This window comes from Flavobacterium sp. CECT 9288, assembly GCF_918731615.1.
Lineage (GTDB): Bacteria > Bacteroidota > Bacteroidia > Flavobacteriales > Flavobacteriaceae > Flavobacterium.
Map to the genome: position 1 here is coordinate 2,955,051 of NZ_OU957226.1, position 20,584 is coordinate 2,975,634.

General features: G+C 33.7%; 15 protein-coding genes. 2 read left to right on the forward strand and 13 right to left on the reverse strand.

Annotation, left to right across the window (positions count from 1 at the left end; all coding sequences use genetic code 11):
- The 3 genes from LQ189_RS13105 to LQ189_RS13115 form a co-directional block, all read right to left on the reverse strand.
- Complete coding sequence (locus LQ189_RS13105; protein WP_230157751.1) at positions 1–1,176, reverse strand: glycoside hydrolase 100 family protein; 1,176 nt, start codon at positions 1,174–1,176, stop codon at positions 1–3.
- Complete coding sequence (locus tag LQ189_RS13110; protein WP_230157752.1) at positions 1,176–2,552, reverse strand: MFS transporter; 1,377 nt, start codon at positions 2,550–2,552, stop codon at positions 1,176–1,178. Before LQ189_RS13110 ends, LQ189_RS13105 begins: the two co-directional genes overlap by 1 nt.
- A gap of 92 nt (positions 2,553–2,644) precedes the next feature.
- A complete protein-coding gene (locus LQ189_RS13115; RefSeq protein WP_230157753.1) occupies positions 2,645–5,269 on the reverse strand; it encodes a TonB-dependent receptor domain-containing protein in 2,625 nt (874 codons plus the stop codon).
- A 158-nt stretch (positions 5,270–5,427) separates the two neighbouring features.
- On the opposite strand from LQ189_RS13115, the gene LQ189_RS13120 reads away from it, so the two are divergent.
- Positions 5,428–6,456: a LacI family DNA-binding transcriptional regulator gene (locus LQ189_RS13120; RefSeq protein WP_230157757.1), complete on the forward strand. Its 1,029-nt coding sequence runs from the start codon at positions 5,428–5,430 to the stop codon at positions 6,454–6,456.
- Positions 6,457–6,459: 3 nt separating this feature from the next.
- Here LQ189_RS13120 and queG read toward each other — a convergent pair whose 3' ends face one another.
- The 10 genes from queG to LQ189_RS13170 form a co-directional block, all read right to left on the reverse strand.
- Complete coding sequence (gene queG, locus LQ189_RS13125; protein ID WP_230158675.1) at positions 6,460–7,383, reverse strand: tRNA epoxyqueuosine(34) reductase QueG; 924 nt, start codon at positions 7,381–7,383, stop codon at positions 6,460–6,462.
- Between the two features lie 17 nt (positions 7,384–7,400).
- Positions 7,401–8,423, reverse strand: a complete 1,023-nt coding sequence (gene ruvB / locus LQ189_RS13130; RefSeq protein ID WP_086454113.1) for a Holliday junction branch migration DNA helicase RuvB — start codon at positions 8,421–8,423, stop codon at positions 7,401–7,403.
- 85 nt (positions 8,424–8,508) lie between these two features.
- Positions 8,509–10,305: a cbb3-type cytochrome c oxidase subunit I gene (locus tag LQ189_RS13135; protein WP_086454114.1), complete on the reverse strand. Its 1,797-nt coding sequence runs from the start codon at positions 10,303–10,305 to the stop codon at positions 8,509–8,511.
- A 28-nt stretch (positions 10,306–10,333) separates the two neighbouring features.
- Positions 10,334–11,488 carry a cytochrome c oxidase subunit II gene (locus tag LQ189_RS13140; RefSeq protein WP_086454115.1) on the reverse strand — a complete coding sequence of 385 codons (1,155 nt, stop codon included), beginning with the start codon at positions 11,486–11,488 and terminating at the stop codon, positions 10,334–10,336.
- A gap of 19 nt (positions 11,489–11,507) precedes the next feature.
- Positions 11,508–12,890 (reverse strand): quinol:cytochrome C oxidoreductase, encoded by a 1,383-nt coding sequence (locus LQ189_RS13145; protein WP_230157759.1) that lies wholly within the window; start codon positions 12,888–12,890, stop codon positions 11,508–11,510.
- Positions 12,891–12,917: 27 nt separating this feature from the next.
- Positions 12,918–13,463 (reverse strand): cytochrome c, encoded by a 546-nt coding sequence (locus LQ189_RS13150; protein ID WP_086454117.1) that lies wholly within the window; start codon positions 13,461–13,463, stop codon positions 12,918–12,920.
- 8 nt (positions 13,464–13,471) lie between these two features.
- Positions 13,472–13,996, reverse strand: a complete 525-nt coding sequence (locus tag LQ189_RS13155) for a DUF3341 domain-containing protein (RefSeq protein WP_086454118.1) — start codon at positions 13,994–13,996, stop codon at positions 13,472–13,474.
- The gene (gene nrfD, locus LQ189_RS13160) at positions 13,989–15,392 is read right to left on the reverse strand and encodes an NrfD/PsrC family molybdoenzyme membrane anchor subunit (RefSeq protein WP_086454119.1); all 1,404 of its coding nucleotides are present in this window, start codon (positions 15,390–15,392) and stop codon (positions 13,989–13,991) included. The genes LQ189_RS13155 and nrfD overlap by 8 nt, the downstream gene beginning before the upstream one ends.
- Before the next feature lie 37 nt (positions 15,393–15,429).
- Positions 15,430–18,486 (reverse strand): TAT-variant-translocated molybdopterin oxidoreductase, encoded by a 3,057-nt coding sequence (locus tag LQ189_RS13165; protein WP_230157761.1) that lies wholly within the window; start codon positions 18,484–18,486, stop codon positions 15,430–15,432.
- A gap of 29 nt (positions 18,487–18,515) precedes the next feature.
- A complete protein-coding gene (locus LQ189_RS13170; protein WP_230157763.1) occupies positions 18,516–19,853 on the reverse strand; it encodes a c-type cytochrome in 1,338 nt (445 codons plus the stop codon).
- 215 nt (positions 19,854–20,068) lie between these two features.
- On the opposite strand from LQ189_RS13170, the gene LQ189_RS13175 reads away from it, so the two are divergent.
- Complete coding sequence (locus LQ189_RS13175) at positions 20,069–20,458, forward strand: SPOR domain-containing protein (RefSeq protein ID WP_230157765.1); 390 nt, start codon at positions 20,069–20,071, stop codon at positions 20,456–20,458.
- Positions 20,459–20,584 lie beyond the last annotated feature (126 nt).

The window sequence follows — 20,584 nt, forward strand, 5'->3', positions numbered from 1 at the left end:
TTAAACTAAATATTTAAAATCACTGTAAATACTTTGATGCAACATTACAGTTGCAGCTGCGCTCCATGTGCAATACAAAACCCCATTAGGCAATTGGGTTTTACTATTGAAATTTTCGTAAAAACTATAATTATCAATTTTGTTAATAGCATTTATAGCTTGAAGTATTTCTATAGCTTCTTCTTTTTTTGCTGAAGATAATAAGGCGAGTCCATAAAAACCATTAACCATAGACCAACTTCCACCATTATGAAATTCGTTTGGAAAGTTCCTAAATTCGTATTTATAATTATTTTTAAGCAAGTTCCAGTCAGGGTCATTCTCTTTTATTGGTGGCCAGAAAGCAGGTAGCAATTTTAATGGCATTTTATTTTTCAAGTCTAATGAATACGACACTACATCTTCTTGAAGTGCAGGTGTTCCAATCTTTAAGAGTAGCACTAAGGAATTAGCAAAAGCATCAAACTGCATCTTATAACCTGCTGGCGAAAACGAACAAGGCATGAAATTTTGAATATTAGCTTCCTTGTATGCCCTTTCGTGGTATTTCTCTCCTATTGAATCAGGACAAAAATTAATTACTAACTGTTGCGTTATTTGTTCAATTTTACTTGCTATCAAATCACTTTTGCAAAAATAATTATAACTTTTAAGAGCCCATACTCTCAATAATTGATCATAAAGCACATATCCATCTGTTATGTATTCATCAGCCCAATTACCAGAAAGAGGCACATAAAGCAAATGTTTATTATTAAATTCCCAAGCTTCTAAAAGCTGTAAACACTTTTGAATATTACTCTCATATTTTTGAATGAATGCGTGGTCCTTTTTATAAAAAGCGTATTGACAAACACCTATAATAAACCAAGTCACCGCATCTACCCTTCCTGCTAAACCTCCATAGCTCACTTCTACATTATCTCCATCTATCATTACATTTGAAGGAATTGTACCGTTATGATGCTGATTATTTGCTAATGTTTCTAATGTATCAGCAAAGGTCTCAATCAATTTTTCATCAGCAGAGGCTAATGCTGCTAAACCACAAATAACTCCATCTCTAGCCCAAACTCTTTTGTAATTTGAAATGTTTTGAGCACTTGCTAAAAACCCTGCTTTAGACGAAGCATTATGTAATAGTTCAATTGCTTTTTTATAATCTATATTTTCCATTATACTATTGCTTCTTTTCTGTTTTTAACAGTTATAAAAAGAGTGAAAATTGCACCTAAAATTAAAAAGACACCTGCTAGTTTAATCACATTTAATGGATTTCTTCCTAATAAATCATATACAAAGTATTGCATGGTCAAGACTTGAATCGCCATTGGTATAACAATAAACATGTTGAAAATACCCATATAGATACCCGTTTTATCTTTTGGAATAGAACCAGCCAAAAGCTGATAAGGCATAGCCATCATAGAAGCCCAAGAAATTCCTAAACCAAATGAGTATAAAAAGATGGTTGTTACGGCTATGTTTTCTCCAAACGGATTGTGCATTACAAATAGAACATCTACATTGTTTAAAAATGGAATACTCAATAAACCTATTCCGCCCAATAATAAAGCGAAAAAATGAACTCCTTTTGCCCCGATTTTAAGAGCTAAAGGAACCAGTAAAAAAGCAACCATAAAACAAATGATATTATAGGTTCCATTTAAACTGCCAGTCAACAATTGCGCTTGAGAAAACCCTTGTGATGCTTGGTCTGTAGTCTTAAAAATTGAAAGTGAAAGTGTAGATGTGATGTATTGCCAATAACAAAACATGGCATACCAAGTAAAAAATTTAACCGGTATTAATTGTTTCATTGTTAAGGGCATTGTTTGGAAAGCCATTACAATGTCAACAAAAACCGTTTTAAAAATATTTTGATTCTTCTTTTCATTAATTACGGCTAACTCCTCTTCAGTGGGTGGATATTCTTTTGTTGTAAAAACTGAAATCAAAACCGAAACAATGGAAGCAAATGCTCCAATGAAAAAAGCCCAATAAGTATAGGTTGGAATTCCATTTGCTAATTTATCCGTAATTGCCAAAATCCCTAATGCCACTAAAATAGCAGGGGTAAAATTAGCCAATGTTATACCTAATCCTGTAAAGAAACTTTGCATCAAAAAACCTAATGATTGTTGTTTTTGATCTAATTTGTCAGCTACAAAGGCACGATATGGCTCCATGGCCAAATTATTTGCAGCATCTAAAATCCACAGCAAACTTGCTGCCATAAAAATAGAATTAGAAAAAGGCATGACCAGCAATGCAAAACTTGAGATTAAAGCTCCAATAAGGAAAAATGGTTTTCGGCGACCAAATTTTGGTGACCAAGTGCCGTCACTAATCGCTCCAACAATAGGCTGAATTATTAAACCGGTAATAGGACCTGCAAGCCATAACATCGGTAAACTGCCTTCATCAGCTCCTAGATATTTATAAATTGCACTCATGTTACTTTGTTGCAACCCAAAACTGAATTGAATTCCAAAGAACCCAAAATTCATGTTCCATATTTGCCAAAAATTAAGTTTTACCTTTTTAAACATGCTCCTATTCTTTTTTTAAAATTAAAAAAAACAACTCCTATATTTAAAAATACAGGAATTGTCTAATCACTAATTAATCATGAAACATTTCATTAAAATCTATATGACAAAGCCATAGAAATTGATCTTCCCGTCAATGATCTTGCTCTTACATAGTTTACTGTATTCTCAGTTATATTTCCTTCTTCTGCCTCTGTAATTGCTAATGAGTTGAAAATATTATTACCAGATAGATTCACTGATAAACCTTTTGTCAAACCTACTTCTACAAAACCATTTACAATTACAAAACCATTCATTACAAGTTGATTTGAGTCTTGAGCAAAAGCTTTAGTCTGACCAATAAAACTTAGACCTAAAGTATTTTTCTTATCCATAAATTTAAACGTTGGCATTACACCATACATTAATTTAGGCTGTCTTCTTGGCTCATTTCCTTTATCTGCACCTGATGTTATTTCTGCTTTAGTATACGTCATTGACCCTCTAAGGTTCAAATTGTCTGACAAATCATATGCTGACTCAAGCTCTAAACCTAAAGATTTGTAATTATTTTGTCTAATCACATTTGCACCAGCTTCATAACCTGCTTGCTCATCAGTTTTAGAACTAAAAGCTGTTGCATAAACATATCCTTTATTAAATTTTTGTTTGTATCCAATTTCTGATTGCATTAAAAAATCCAAAGCGTTGATTTTATCTCCATCTAAATAATCCAAGCCATTAAATAAAATTCTATCAGCCTTTGCAGATGCTCCTCTACTAACTCTAGCAAATAATGATTGTTTCGCATTTAACAAATAGTTCCCTCCTAAAGTGTATGAAAAATAGTCGTAAGTATAATTAACTGGAGCATCATTTGCAGTATTTACAGCAAAAACATTGTTCTCCGGTGCTGATAATATTCCATCATTATTGATGTCGTAACTTGTTGCTGTCCCGCCTGTAAAAGAACCAGTAACTTTTCCGTTATCATATCGTACCCCACCTTCAAAAGATAAGTTTTTAGATAAATCAAATGAAACATTTACGTAAGGTGCAGATACGTTATACTGTGTATCGTAATTTCTAGCTAAATTACCCCAAGCAGGAGTTCCATAAGCATAGAGTCCGTTTTCAGATAATAGATTTCCGTTAACATCCTTTACATTAATTAAACGCGGATTATTGTCTGATACTTCTTGTAAGTAAGAGTTCCATAACCAAGACATTGAAACATTTTGCATCGATTTGAAAAATCCAAAAGTAACACCTAAATTATCTATTTTCTTTGTCAATCTCAAATCATTCATAAAATTACTCATGTCGTTCAATTGTGTATCAAACATATGAACTCTAGCTACTAATCCATTTGGAGTATTAAAAGCTGTCCCATCATTTGCATAACTTAGCGTAGCGCCTGCACCAAAAGAATTTGCAATTGCAGTAGCTGTACCCAATTCAGCAGGAAATGGAGATATAAAACCACCACTGTTTGCAGAATAACGTAAATTATCCGAAACTTTCCAGTCATTATCTAAATCAAAAGTAGCACTAGCACCTATAGATTTTGAAATAGGGTGCATTCCATTTGCAACTTTTTCTCTTCTTACATTTCCATCTGTCCCAAGCCCTACATTATGGTTTAAATAAATAGATTGCATTGATCCTCTAGTAGCATCATATCCATCTACGCTCGTCCATTTTGGATTAGCATTTGTTCCAGAAACCTGAACAGGCATTGGCATATATGCTACTGCTCTATCATTTAAAAATTTAGCATAAACCGTTACTGATCCTTTTTCAAACTCTTTTGTAATATTGAATTTTACTTGGCCACCATTATTGCTATTAAAACCCGTTTTTCTAACGCCTTCACCTGTTCTATAAAAACCACCTACATGAAAATACAATCCATCACCTATTTTAGCCCCGTAATCAATATCTGTTCTGAAATTTTCATAATCTAGTCCAAAAGTAGTACTCATAGTTCCTCCTTCAGTTTTCCCAGTTTTACTAATGAAATTGATAATTCCTCCAGGAGAATTGGAAGATAATGTTGAAGCTGAACCTCCACGAATAGCCTCAATTCTTGCCACATTACCATCAAATCTTGTAAAGATATCAGCCGTTGCAAAAGCAATATCTCCAAATAATAATACCGGAAGGCCATCTTCTTGAATTTGCAAATATTTAGAACCTCCAGATGATATTGGCACACCACGAACTGATATATTGGAGTTTCCTTCTCCTCCAGATGATTCTGAGCGTATACCTGGAATTGTTCTAAATATCTCAGCAGTAGATCTTGGTGCAGACCGCTCTATTTCATTTGTATTTATTGAAGTGATAGAAACACTAGATTTAATTTTGGTTCTAGGATTAACTACACCTGTAATAATAACATCATCAAGTACATTATTATCTTCGGTTAAAGTTATATTCTTAATTACATTTCCATTTACTTCAATTTTAAACATAACATTTTTATATCCAATGTATGAAGCAATAAAATCAAAAGTTCCATTTTTAAGATTTGAAAAATTATATTTTCCATCGATATCTGTAACAACTGACTTTGAGGAATCTTTAATTAAAATATTAACACCTGGTATTGGTGCTCCATTAACATCCGAAACAACTCCTGTAACGGTCGAATTTTGCGCAAAAGAAAGATTAAATAGTAGTAATGCTACAATAACCCCTATTTGCCTGATGAATAAAATAGACTTTTTCATGGTTTTAAAATAAATTAGTTAATAAATTTTAGTTGGTTTAATTATCAAATGTATAATTATAAAGAAACAAAACAACGAATCACACAAACGAAAACGTTTTCGAATTCCCGAAAACGTTTTCGATTTGATATAAAAAAATATTTCACCATATTTGTTTAATGAAAGAAGCTACTCTTAAAGAAATTGCAGAAAAATTGGGCATATCCATCACCACTGTTTCTAAGGCATTAAAAGACTATCCAGACGTTAGTTTAAAGACAAAAGAAGCGGTCATTTCATTAGCAAAAGAACTCAACTACAGTCCAAATTCTTTTGCTGTCAATCTAAGAACAAAAGAATCAAAAACCATTGGCTTAATAATTCCGGAAATTGTTCATCATTTCTTTTCAAATGTTATAAACGGGATTGTTGCTGAAGCTGAAAAAAATGGCTATCTAGTCATCATTCTGCAGTCAAATGAATCTTTAGAATTAGAAAAAAAACAAGTTGCTTTGCTTATCAATAAAAGAGTTGATGGAATAATTATTTCACTCTCAAATGAATCAAACGATGACAGCCATCTTATGGAAATTATAGCACGTAAGATACCATTTGTACAATTTGATAAAATTGCAAAGTTGATTCACAGTTCAAAGGTGATTATTAACGATCAAATTGCGGCCAGAAATGCGGTTCAACATTTAATAGACAACGGATACCGAAAAATTGCACACATCAGAGGTCCCTTAAACCCACAAAATGCTATTGATCGTTTTATTGGCTATAAAAAAGCATTAGAAATAAACAACATTCCCTTTGATCCTTCTTTAGTCTATACTTGTGAAAAAGTAACTTTTCAAGAAGGAATAGATTTCGCAAAACAAATTATGATTGACCATCCTGATGTTGAAGGAATATTTGCCATCACAGATCTTGTTGCTGTAGGCGTACTTTCTTATTTTAATGATAAAGGAATAAAAATTCCAGAACAAGTTGCTGTAATTGGCTTTAGTAATTGGTTTATGTCTCAGGTGCTAACCCCTAAACTTAGTACAGTTGACCAACCTAGTCATGAAATGGGAGTAACTTCTTTTAAATTATTATTAGAAGAAATGAATTGTCACAAAAAAGAAATTCCTTTTACACCAAGAACAATAGAACTCGAAACGAAAGTGATTGCTAGAGAATCTACAACTAAAAGAAAATAGCTTCTACTGTATAAAATCAATATTTCTTTTTATTCCTGCAAACTTTGTACGTTTAATAGGAGAATTTTTAAAAACAACTTTAAATGTTTCTTCTGTTATTTCTATCCAGTCTTTTTTAGACATCGACAATACGTCTGGATTTGCATTAAAAAGAGGTTCACTATGAGGCTTTGAAAATTTGTTCCAAGGACAAACGTCTTGACACACATCACAACCAAAAGCCCAGTCATTAAACATTCCTTTAAACTCCGTCGGAATATTCTCTTTTAATTCAATTGTAAAATAGGATATACATTTACTTCCATCAACTACATATGGAGCAACAATAGCATTAGTAGGACAACTATCTATACATGCAGTACAGGAACCACAATGGTCTGTAGTGGGCGAATCATACTCTAATTCTAAATCTATTATTAACTCGGCAATAAAATAAAAGGAACCTACTTTTTTAGTCAATAGGTTACTGTTTTTTCCTATCCAACCTAAACCACTTTTAGCAGCCCATGCTTTATCTAAAACTGGAGCTGAATCTACAAAAGCACGCCCAGAAACGGCACCAATATTAGTTTGAATAGAATGAATAAGTTCTCTCAATTTTCCTTTTATGACGTCATGGTAGTCTAAACCATAGGCATACTTCGAAATTTTAAAACTGTCTTCATTTTGAAATTCATTAGGATAATAATTAAGTAATAATGAGACAACACTTTTTGAATCTTCAACAAGAAGCGTAGGATCTAATCTTTTATCAAAATTATTTTCCATGTAAGCCATCTTTCCATGATGGTTTAAATTTAGCCAATTTTCAAGACGTGGAGCTTCTGTCTCTAGAAACTCAGCTTTAGAAATACCGCAAGACATGAAACCAAGTCTAGAAGCCTCGTCCTTAATAAAATTTGTATACTTCGATCTAGTTTGAATAATTGTAATTTTAAAGAATTCTAAAATAAACCACCCTGAATATTCGTTTTAATTTTACCCAAATGTCTATACGCTTTATCAGTAACCTCTCTACCTCTTGGAGTCCTCATAATGAAACCTTCTTGAATTAAAAAAGGTTCATAAACCTCCTCAATAGTTTCACTACTCTCTGAAACTGCAGTTGCCAGAGTACTCAAACCAACAGGACCACCTTTAAATTTATCAATAATGGTATTCAAAATTTTATTATCCATTTCATCTAGTCCAAAAGCATCTACATTCAAAGCTTTTAAAGCATAACGAGCAATTTCTATATCAATAGAACCATTTCCTTTAATTTGAGCAAAATCACGTACACGTCTCAGCAAAGCATTGGCTATACGAGGTGTACCTCTACTCCTACCTGCTATTTCAATAGCCGCTTCCATAGAAATTGGCATTTTAAAAATTGCAGCACTTCTTTCAACAATAGTAGTAAGCAATTCTGTAGTGTAATATTGCAAACGAGAGGATATTCCAAATCTAGCTCTCATAGGTGCCGTAAGCAGCCCAGAACGGGTAGTTGCACCAATAAGGGTAAAAGGATTCAAATTGATCTGTACCGTGCGCGCATTGGGCCCAGATTCAATCATAATGTCAATTTTAAAATCTTCCATTGCAGAGTATAAATACTCTTCAACAATAGGAGAAAGCCTGTGAATTTCGTCAATAAAAAGTACATCACGCTCTTCAAGATTTGTAAGCAAACCAGCAAGGTCTCCTGGCTTATCAAGTACAGGTCCAGAAGTTATTTTTATTCCAACTTGAAGTTCATTCGCAAGTATATTGGCAAGAGTAGTTTTTCCAAGTCCTGGAGGACCGTGAAAAAGAGTGTGATCAAGAGCTTCATTTCTTTGGTTGGCTGCTTGTACAAAGACCTTTAGATTTTCTAAAACTTGATCTTGTCCAGCAAAATCATCAAAGGATAAAGGGCGAAGCTTCCTTTCGATATCGAAATCTTCAAGATTATAATTGTTTCCAGTAGGATCTAGATTCTCATTCATAGTACAAAGATAATAAAGAGGAACTTAGAGAAAACACTTCCTCAAATAAAAAAAAAAAAACCTCTACAAAGTAGAGGCTTAAATATTAGTGATGAAGAACCTGTTCTCCAGGTTTCATTGGTACATTTTGTGGTACGAAATCCTCTTCATGATTAGGATTACTGTAGTCATATGGCCAACGGTGAACTTCAGGAATCTCACCTGGCCAGTTACCGTGAATGTGTTCAACTGGAGCAGTCCATTCTAAAGTATTAGATTTCCATGGATTCATAACTGCTTTTTTACCGTAGAAAATACTACTAAAGAAATTATATAAGAAAACCAATTGAAAAGCACCACCAACAAGAGCAAACGTTGTAATTAAAACATTTACGTTTTGTAAATCATCAAATAAAGGGAAATTAGTATTGGTGTAATAACGTCTTGGTAAACCAGCTAAACCTATAAAATGCATAGGGAAAAATACACCATAAGCACAAATAGCAGTAACCCAGAAGTGAATATAACCTAAGTTCTTATTCAACATTCTTCCAAACATTCTTGGAAACCAGTGATAAATACCAGCAAACATTCCATAAAGAGCACTAATACCCATTACTAAGTGAAAGTGAGCTACAACAAAATAAGTGTCGTGAACATTAATATCTAATGTACTATCACCAAGAATAATACCAGTTAAACCACCAGTAATAAAAGTTGATACCAAACCAATAGAAAATAACATGGCAGGATTTAGCTGTAAGTTACCTTTCCACAACGTAGTGATATAATTAAATGCTTTAACTGCAGATGGAATTGCAATCAATAAGGTTGTAAAAGTAAACACGGAACCTAGGAAAGGATTCATTCCTGAGATAAACATGTGGTGACCCCAAACTATTGTTGATAAGAAAGCAATTGCAAGAATTGACATAATCATTGCTCTGTAACCAAAAATTGGTTTACGAGAATTTGTTGCAATAACTTCAGAAGTAATACCTAATGCAGGTAATAATACAATGTAAACTTCAGGATGTCCTAGGAACCAAAATAAGTGCTCAAATAAAACAGGAGAACCACCTTGGTAATGTAATACTTCACCAGCTATGTAAATATCAGATAAGAAGAAAGAAGTACCAAAACTTCTATCAAAGATCAACAATAAAGCAGCGGATAAAAGTACGGGGAAAGAAACAATACCGATAATAGCAGTAACAAAGAAAGCCCAAATAGTCAAAGGCAACCTTGTCATAGTCATACCCTTAGTTCTTAAGTTAATAACCGTAACAACATAATTCAAAGACCCCATTAAAGAAGAAGCAATAAACAATGCCATAGAAACTAACCAAAGTGTCATACCCATACCAGATCCAGGTATAGCTTGTGGTAAAGCACTCAAAGGAGGGTAAATTGTCCACCCAGAAGAAGCAGGGCCTGCTTCAACAAAAAGAGAACTGATCATCACAATACTTGATAAAAAGAACAGCCAGTATGAAACCATGTTCATAAAACCTGAGGCCATATCTCGAGCACCAATTTGAAGCGGAATTAATAGATTACTAAACGTACCACTCAATGCAGCAGTAAGTACAAAGAAAACCATTATGGTTCCATGAATAGTAACTAAGGCAAGGTAAATATCATTTGCCATAACTCCATCAGGAGCAAATTTATCACCTAATAAAATATTAAATATTTTAAAAGATTCTTCTGGCCATGCTAGTTGCATTCTAAATAACAACGACATACCAACACCAATGATACCCATGAAAATACCTGTAATCAAGTACTGCTTGGCGATCATTTTGTGATCTATACTAAAAATATATTTAGTAATAAAAGTGTCTTTGTGGTGGTGTTCGTGTTCGTGATCTATAGCGTGATCGTGACCTTCTGCTGACATATATTTATACTTTAAATTTTCTTAATAATTATTTAGCTGCCATTACAGCAACATCATCTTTTTTTGCACTACTACTGTCAACTGCTTTTGTATCACCAGTTGCAGCTGGAGCAGCTAATGAAGCTTTAACTTCATTAACTACAGTTGTTTTATCTTTCAACCAAGCTTTATAATCTTCTGGAGTATCAACAATAATTTTCATTTGCATATTGTAATGCGATGCACCACAAATTTTATTACACAACAATAGATAATCAAAAGTGTATGGATCAAGAGCGGGTTCACCTTTAGCTACTAATGCCTCACTTTTCTTAGCTCTTAAAGCATTAATATTAGCAACTTTTTCTACCATAAAAGGTAATTCTCTATACTCAGAGGTAGTGTAAATAGGTTCAAAAGCGAATTGTGTAACCATACCAGGAACGCAATTCATTTGAGCTCTAAAATGTGGCATGTAAGCAGAGTGCAATACATCTTGAGATCTCATTTTAAAAAGAATCTTTTTACCCTTAGGAATATGCAATTCAGTAACAACAATATCATCTTGTGAATATGGATCTGCTAAGTCTATACCAACAGCATTAACACCTTCTATATATCTAACATTAGCTTTACCTAATACATTATCCTCACCAGCATACCTAGCTTTCCAGTTAAATTGTTGTGCGTATAATTCAATAACAACAGTATCCTCATCCTCATCAACAAACATAATGTTTGTCCATGCATATAAACCGTACAATATAAGACCAGCTAAAACAACCGCAGGTATGATACTCCAAACAGCTTCCAATTTATTATTGTCAGCAAAAAACAAAGCCTTTTGTCCTTCTTTACCTCTATATTTAAAAGCAAAATAATGAACTAAAACCTGAGTTATAGCTTGAACAATAAAGATTAACACCCAAGTAATATTCATCAAATTGTCTACTTGGCCACCATGAGCAGAAGCAGGAGTGTGCAATACTAAATGTCCCCATTTAAATAATCCATAAATGGAAAATATATAAATAAAGGCTAAAAAACCAAACATTAAATAACCCTGAACATTATTGTCATTATCATTTGCGATTTCTGAACTGTCCGGAGAAGATCCAACTTGCGTTAGGTCGAAGATTTTAGTCAATTGCCATAAAGCAATAGCTAATAAAACTAAAACTATAATTACTAACAAACTTGTCATCTGTTTTTTTCTTTAAAAATTAATAATGAAAATGTTTACTTTCCTCAATAAACGGATTTCTTTTTGCTAGCAAAGGAGATTTAGATAAAGCAGTAAATACTACATAAATAAATAAACCTAGGAAGAAAAGGATGGAAGCTATTTCAGATACACCGATAGACCAACTGTCACCAACCGTACCTGGCATAATCATATTGAAAAAATCTAAATAATGACCCATTAAGATAACAATACCAGCCATTACAATAACCCAAGAAATTCTCTTAAAATCTGTATTGATCAATATTAACAATGGGAACAAGAAATTCATAACAACTGCTCCAAAGAATGGCAAATTATATAATTGAATTCTAGTTATAAAATATGTTACCTCCTCAGGAATGTTAGCATACCAGATTAGCATAAACTGTGAGAACCAAAGATAAGTCCAAAAAACACTTAAACCGAACATAAATTTAGCTAAATCATGAATGTGACTATTACTAACAAATTCTAGGTAACCTCTTGACTTTAAATACAATGTAACTAATGCTATGGTAGTAACACCACTTACAAAGAAACTTGCAAAAACATACCATCCAAATAAAGTACTAAACCAGTGTGGATCAATTGACATAATCCAATCCCACGACATTATAGATTCAGAAACGATGAAAAAGACAAGAAACATCGCTGATAACTTAAAATTCTTCTTATACAACAAATCATCATTAGCCTCATCTTGAGCAAGACAATTCTTTCTTGAATAATATTGATAAAGAGACCAACCAGTTAAAAATATAGCAGCTCTAACAATCCAAAAAGGAAAGTTTAAATAACCAGTTTTATTAGCAATAAGTTTATCAGTTGCAACTACTTCAGGATCTAACCATATAAACATATGATTAAAATGCAAACCACATAAAATCAGCAACACGAAAAATAAAGCAGCTCCTACAGGTAAGTAAGATGTAATACCTTGCATAACTCTAAAAAGAACAGGAGACCAACCCGCTTGAGCAACTTGCTGGATTGCATAAAAAACTAAAACACCTAATGAAACAAGCATAAAAAATATACAGGCAACATATAAAGCAGACCAAGGCTTATTTTGCAATTGATGTAATACATGATTTAAGTGCTCAGTGTGTTCATCATCAGATGAAACTTCATGTTTTTGTGAAGATGTCTTAGCCTCAACATGTTTCTCCTCTGTTGAACCATGAACTTCATGAGAATTAGCTTCATTAGTACTTCCATGCTCTTTCTTAACAGCGTGTGTACCATGACTATCAGCAGCAAGAATTTCTTCTACTTCTTTAATATCTTTTGGTGCAGTGTAAAAACCATAACCTATGCCTAAAAAACCAATGGCCATTAAGACAAAAGAAAAAGTTTTTAATTTACTTGAAAATGTATACATATCTATTACGATCAGTTTGTTCAACAATTATAATTCACTTTTTAATTTTAGAACATAGTCAGTAACTAACCAACGCTCCTGGGCACTCAACTGATTTGCATGTGAACCCATTGAATTCAAACCATAAGTTATAACATGAAAAACACTACCCTCAGTAATAACTCTATCTTTATAACTTGGAACTCCAAGAAATTTTTCACGTTCAACTAACTTACCTTTACCGTTACCAGAAGCACCATGGCAACTGATACAATAAATTTCATACAACTCTTTACCTTTTTCTATATTTCTACCTAATGAATCAAGTGGTGATTTTAAGTTAGCTTTAGCCAACTCATAACCAGCAGTACTATTTTCATACTCGTAAGGTACAAAACCTCTTTTCAATGAACCTTTTGCAGGTAATTGTGCTTCTTGACCATTTTTAAACGCATCAGACTCTGAATAGGTCTCATAACCTAAAGACTCATACATATTTGGAAAATACTGATAGTTCGGTGCCTTATTATCATGGCAAGATGAAACTAAAATTACGATACCAAATAATAGTGCTATTTTATATATGCTTTTCATAACTATAATTAATGCTTATCTATTACTTTAACTTCAACCGCACCTGTATTTTGAAAGAATGAAACTAATTCTTCTTCGTTATCATGTACAGCAACTTCCATTAAAAAATGGTCATCTGTAGTTCTTACATCTGGATTCTCAGCTTCCTTAAAAGGCCATAATTTACTTCTCATATAAAAAGTAATAACCATCAAGTGAGCTGCAAAAAATACAGTAAGCTCAAACATAATTGGCACAAATGCAGGCATATTTTCAATATAACTGAAACTTGGCTTACCACCAATATCTTGAGGCCAATCTTGAATCATGATATAATTCATCATTGCAGTTGCTACCGAAATTCCAACACAACCATACAAGAAAGCGCAAATAGCTAATCTTGTTGGGGCTATCCCCATAGCTTTATCCAAACCGTGAACAGGAAATGGACTAAAAACTTCTTCAATATGATGATGAGCTGCTCTAGTTTTCTTTACTGCGTCCATCAAAATATCATCGTCATTATAAATGGCGTATATTACTTTATTACTCATGATGTGAATCTTTATTTGCTTCTCTTGCGCGTTTGTAATTATCTCCAGTTGCTTTTAAAATAGTTTTAACTTCAGCTTGTGCAATAACCGGGAATGTTCTTGAATAAAGAAGGAACAACACAAAGAAAAAACCAATTGTACCAATGAAGATACCTATATCAACAAAGGTAGGTGAAAACATAGTCCAAGAAGATGGTAAATAATCTCTATGCAAAGAGGTAACAATAATTACAAATCTTTCAAACCACATTCCAATATTTACAACAATAGATATTATGAATGAAAACATAATACTCGTACGTAACTTTTTAGACCACATGAACTGAGGAGAAAATACATTACAAGTCATCATTGCCCAATATGCCCACCAGTAAGGTCCAGTAGCTCTGTTTAAGAAAGCATATTGTTCGTACTCTACTCCAGAATACCATGCAACAAAAAGCTCAGTAATATAAGCAACACCAACAATAGAACCTGTAATCATGATTACGATATTCATCAGTTCGATATGTTGAACCGTGATATAAGCTTCAAGATTAGAAACTTTTCTCATAATAATGAGCAAGGTATTCACCATCGCAAATCCAGAGAAAACGGCTCCAGCAACGAAGTATGGAGGAAATATAGTAGTATGCCAACCTGGAATAACAGATGTAGCAAAATCCATCGATACAATAGTGTGTACTGACAATACAAGAGGAGTAGCTAAACCAGCAAGAACAAGCGAAACTTCCTCAAAACGTTGCCAATCTTTTGCTCTACCACTCCAACCAAAACTTAAAATTGAATAAACTCTTTTATTAAAAGGAGTTACAGCACGATCTCTAAGCATTGCAAAATCTGGTAATAAACCTGTCCACCAGAAAACTAATGATACAGATAAATAAGTAGAGATTGCAAATACATCCCAAAGTAATGGTGAATTAAAATTTACCCATAATGATCCAAATTGATTTGGTATTGGTAAAACCCAGTACGCTAACCAAGGACGACCCATGTGGATGATTGGGAATAAACCTGCCTGAATAACTGAGAAAATAGTCATTGCTTCAGCTGAACGGTTAATTGCCATTCTCCATCTTTGACGGAAAAGTAAAAGCACGGCTGATATAAGTGTACCGGCGTGACCAATACCAACCCACCAAACGAAGTTAGTAATATCCCAAGCCCAACCTACTGTCTTGTTTAAACCCCATGTACCAATACCTGTAGATACAGTGTATACGATACATCCAAGTCCCCAAAGGAAGGCTATTAATGCAATTGAAAATACAATCCACCAATGTTTATTTGCCTTACCTTCAACAGGTGCGGCTACGTCTACAGTTACATCATGATAAGTTTTATCACCTATAACTAAGGGTTTTCTAATGGTTGCTTCGTAGTGAGACGACATAATCCTTTATATTGATTCTTAATTAATTTTTTTTGTACTAAGTATTTCTAACTTTAACATGATAAATCACATTAGGTTTAGTTCCAACATGTTCTAATAAATGATACATTCTATCATCAGCAGCAAGTTTTGCAACTTCAGCATCTTTATCATTTACATCACCAAATATCATAGCTCCAGTAGAACATGCATTTGAACAAGCAGTTTGGAATTCGCCATCAACAATTGATCTTCCTTCTCTTTTGGCTTTAAGGATTGTTGCTTGTGTCATTTGAATACACATAGAACATTTCTCCATAACACCTCTTGAACGAACATTAACATCTGGATTTAAAACCATACGACCCAGATCATCATTCATATGATAATCAAATTCACTGTTTTTGTTATACAAGAACCAGTTAAAACGACGTACTTTATAAGGACAGTTGTTAGCGCAATAACGCGTACCAACACATCTGTTATAAGCCATGTGGTTTTGACCTTGTCGAGAGTGTGAAGTTGCAGCAACTGGACAAACCGTTTCACAAGGCGCGTGGTTACAGTGCTGACACATAACAGGCTGGAAAGAAACTTGAGGATTATCTCCTGCTTTTTCCATTTCATTAAATGTAGACAAAGAACTTGTTAAACCAGCAATATTTTCTTTTCTTTCATTATCTCCCTCAAAAGTACTTTCTGATGAATAGTATCTGTCAATACGCAACCAGTGCATATCACGACTTCTTCTAACTTCAGCTTTACCTACAACAGGAACGTTATTTTCAGCATGACAAGCGATAACACAAGCTCCACAACCTGTACAAGCATTTAAATCTATTGAAAGATTAAAATGATGTCCAGTTGAACGATCAAATGAATCCCATAAATCAACTTTAGTAGCCTCAACTTCTTTATGATCCAAAGAAACTACAGGTTGTTCATTCCAAATATGAGCATCTTTGGTATTGAAGATTTCAAGAGATGTTTCTTTAATAATATCACCTCTACCCATTAATGTCTTTTGACCTTGAACACAAGCAAACTCATGCTCTCCGTCAGCTTTGGCTAATGTAATAGATTGAACATTATTGAAACCTTTATATAAAGAGTAAGCGTTTAAACCTACCATCATTTCTTCTTTCAAAGCAGCTTTACGACCATAACCTAAAGCTAAGCCTACAGTTCCAACAGCTTGACCAGGTTGTACAATAACAGGTACATTTTCAAGTTTTAAACCATCTGCAGTAGTAATTGTAGCATAACTTCCGTTTAAACCTCCGTTAGCAACAATCTCATTAGACAATTCATATTTAATTGCATCAGCATTAGATACAGTTACATAATTATCCCAAGACACTCTTGTAATAGGATCTGGAAACTCTTGTAACCATGGGTTATTTGCTTGTTGCCCATCACCTAAACCTGTTTTAGTATACAATACTAATTCAAGACCTTGAGATGACTTAGAAGCAGATAAAGCATTTGCAGCTGCAGAATAATCAGCACTTCCAGAACCTACCGTTGGTACAGAAGAAACAAAAACACCATCATGCAATACTTTATTCCAAGATGATCCTGAAATAATTGAAGAACTAGTATTTTTAATATAATCATAAAAAGAACCTGCAGTTCCGTTTAATGACAACAAAACATCTTGAAATTGTTTTGTATTGAAAAGCGGACGAATAGTTGGCTGAGTCAAAGAATAACTTCCTTTAACAAGACTTAAGTCATTCCAAGATTCTAAATAATGAGGAACAGCAGCAGCTACTGTAGACAACAAAGCTGTTTCATCTTCTTTCAAAGAGAATGTTACAGAAGTTTTAACCTTCTTTAAACCTTCTTGAAAACTTACACTATCTGATAAAGTATAAACAGGATTCACACCACTCATGATAAGAGTATGAACTTTTCCCGCTTTCATGTCGGCTACTAATTGAGATACATTAGATGCTGAACCTTTTCTAATTTGTCTTAAACCTGCGCTAACAAATGACTCACTAGCAAGAGCTTGATTAATAGCCAAAACTAATAATTGAGCATTTTTATCTTGAATTCCAGAAACTAAAACACCTTTACTTCCAGCTGCTCTTAACTGCTGTGCAGCTTTGGTAACTTCTGATTTAAATTTATCTTCAAGTTTAACTGCAACTGAAGAACCTGTAACAATATTGTATATATGAACTAAAGCTTGCTTTTGTGCTGAAACAGACATCGGCAAACGCTTATCAGCAGCAGCACCAGACAAAGTCATATTAGACTCTAATTGGAAATGACGTGACATTTTTCCAGCTTTTGGAATTCTACCTTTAGCATAACCAGTATCAAAACTTCCTCCTTGCCAATCTCCAAGAAAATCTGCTCCTACAGAAACAATCAAAGAAGCTTTAGAAAAATCATAATCCACTAATGCTCTTTCACCATAAACCGTTTCAAATGCATCAAGAGCTTCAGACTCTGACACCGCATCATAGATTACATGCTTAGAATTAGGATTTTTTGATACGAATTCAGAAATCAACCTTTCAGTAGATGGACTTGCTAATGTATTAGTTAAAAGAACAACCTGTCCTCCTTTAGCTTTTGCATCTGCAATACTAGATTTAATCTTAGCATCAACAGCAGACCATGTTGAATCTTTCCCCTCAATCTTTGGTTCTTTAAGACGCATACTATCATACAAAGATAAGATAGATGCATGAATCCTTGCATTTGCTGTGAATTTAGCACCAGCAATAGTATTGTTATCAATCTTAATAGGACGTCCTTCTCTGGTTTTCACCAATAGATTTGCAAAATCAAATCCGTCAAAAACTGAAGTAGCATAATAATCAGCAACTCCAGGAATAATTTGCTCAGGTTGAAGAACGTATGGTATTGATTTATTAACAGGACCCTCACATGCTGCTAAAGTAGCAGCAGCAGTACTAAAACCAACGTACTTTAAGAAATCACGACGTGATGTTGAAGAAGATGATAATGCATCACCATTACCTAAAAATTCATCAGTAGGAATTTCTTCAACAAATTCGTTATTTCTTAGCGCCTCAACAATAGAACTATTTTGGTCTAGTTCCTCAACACTTTTCCAGTATTTTTTGTTTGATGACATATATAAATATTAAAATCTTAATAATTTGATTAATAGTGGCATTTACCACACTCTAAACCACCCATTTGCGCGGCAGTCAACTTATCTACACCATATTTTTTTGAAAGCTCTTCATGGATTTTAGTGTAATAATCATTACCCTCCATTTTAACTTCAGTTTTTCTATGACAATCAATACACCAACCCATTGTTAATGGAGCAAACTGTTTTTGAATCTCATATTCTTCAACCGGACCGTGACAAGTTTGACATTCAATACCTCCAACAGTTACGTGTTGAGAGTGATTAAAGTAAACAAAGTCAGGCAAGTTGTGAATACGAACCCATTTAACTGGTTGTGTTTTTCCAGTATATGATTGAGTCGCTTGGTCCCAACCAACAGCCTTATACAATTTTTGTATCTCTCCGTCATAAAATGCTTTACTGTACTCAGGTGTTGCTGTAGTTTCAGCAACTTCTGCAATATTCTTGTGACAGTTCATACACACATTAAGCGATGGAATACCTCCATTTTTACTAACACGTGCAGCAGAGTGACAGTATTTACAGTTAATTTCATTATCACCAGCGTGAATTCTATGCGAGTAATGTATTGGCTGAATAGGCTCATACCCTTGATCAACACCTACTTGCATAAAGAAACCATACACATAATATGCACTTGTAAGAAGTAAGAATATAACAGTTACCAAAATCAAAAATTGATTTTTAGCAAAGGCTTGCCAAATTGGCGTTGTTTTAGCTTTTGGCTCAACAACTACACCGTTTGCTTTTGCAACTTTAGTAAGAACTTTGTTTACCAAAACTAACATTACTACCAACACTACTAATACTAGTGCAAGAGCAGCTAATATAAGATTGTTTGAAATACCACTATCAGCAACTGGTCCACCAGGAACTGCAGCAGAACCTCCAGCAGGTGGAGCAGCAACATCAACTTTAGGCTCAGAAGTGTAAGCAATGATATTATCAATATCAGCGTTTGACAATTGAGGAAAAGCAGTCATTACCGACTTGTTGTTTTCTTCAAAAACTTTAACCGCTTGAGCATCACCTGACTTTATCAAGTCTGAACTGTTTTTCACCCATTTGTAAAGCCATGCCATTTCATACTTACTAGCAACACCTCTAAGTGCAGGCCCCGTAGCTTTAGCATCTAACTTGTGACATGCAGCACAATTTGCATTAAACAATTCTTTACCTTTAGCAGCATCTCCACCAGAAGCAGCAGCAGGAGCTGCGGCCGCATCAGGAGCAGCAACAGCGGCAGCTTCTTGAGCAAATGAAGTGAAAGAGAAAATTAACGATAAGGCTACGCCTAAAAATAATTTTCTTGTGATCGAATTATGGTTACCCACCTTTTTCATATAGTATAATGATTATCTACTAAAAATTGGCACAGTCTTTACTAATAGACTTAGAAGAACTGCTCCTTTGTTTAAAATATTGGACAAAAATACGATATAAGAACTATTCTCAAAACCCTAAAATAGCCTTAATTCCAATTTATATTTATTCTAAATAACGTATTTGATTTGGTATTAAACACTAAATATTAATTTTGCATAAAAACATACACATTATGAGAAATTTAAGCCTGAAAGCTACACTTATCACTATTATTTCAACAGCATTTTTTCATTCGAAATCAACTGCGCAACAGCAAAATATTTCCATAAAACAAGACTCAAAATTTGAGCAACTACTTACAGAAAAAAGAAAAACAAATCAATCAAACACTGTAAATGACCGTTTTAAAATTCAAATCTACAGTGGCGACAGCGACAAGGCAAAATCAATATTAAATGAATTTAGACAAGAGTTTAATAACATTGAGGGAACCATTGTATTCTTTGCCCCAAATTATAAAGTTTGGATAGGGAATTTCAAATCTAGAATAGAAGCTGAAAGACATATAATAGTCATCAAAAAAAAATATCCAAATCTTAATTTGATTCGCCCAAACAAATAAAAGATTATACAAAAACTAAAAGCATATCAGGTAAAGCCGTTCATTTTGAATGGCTTTTTTGCTTTATACAAAGAAGAAAAAAAAAATTAATAAAAAGGCATAGCTTTGTAAATTAAAATAATGATA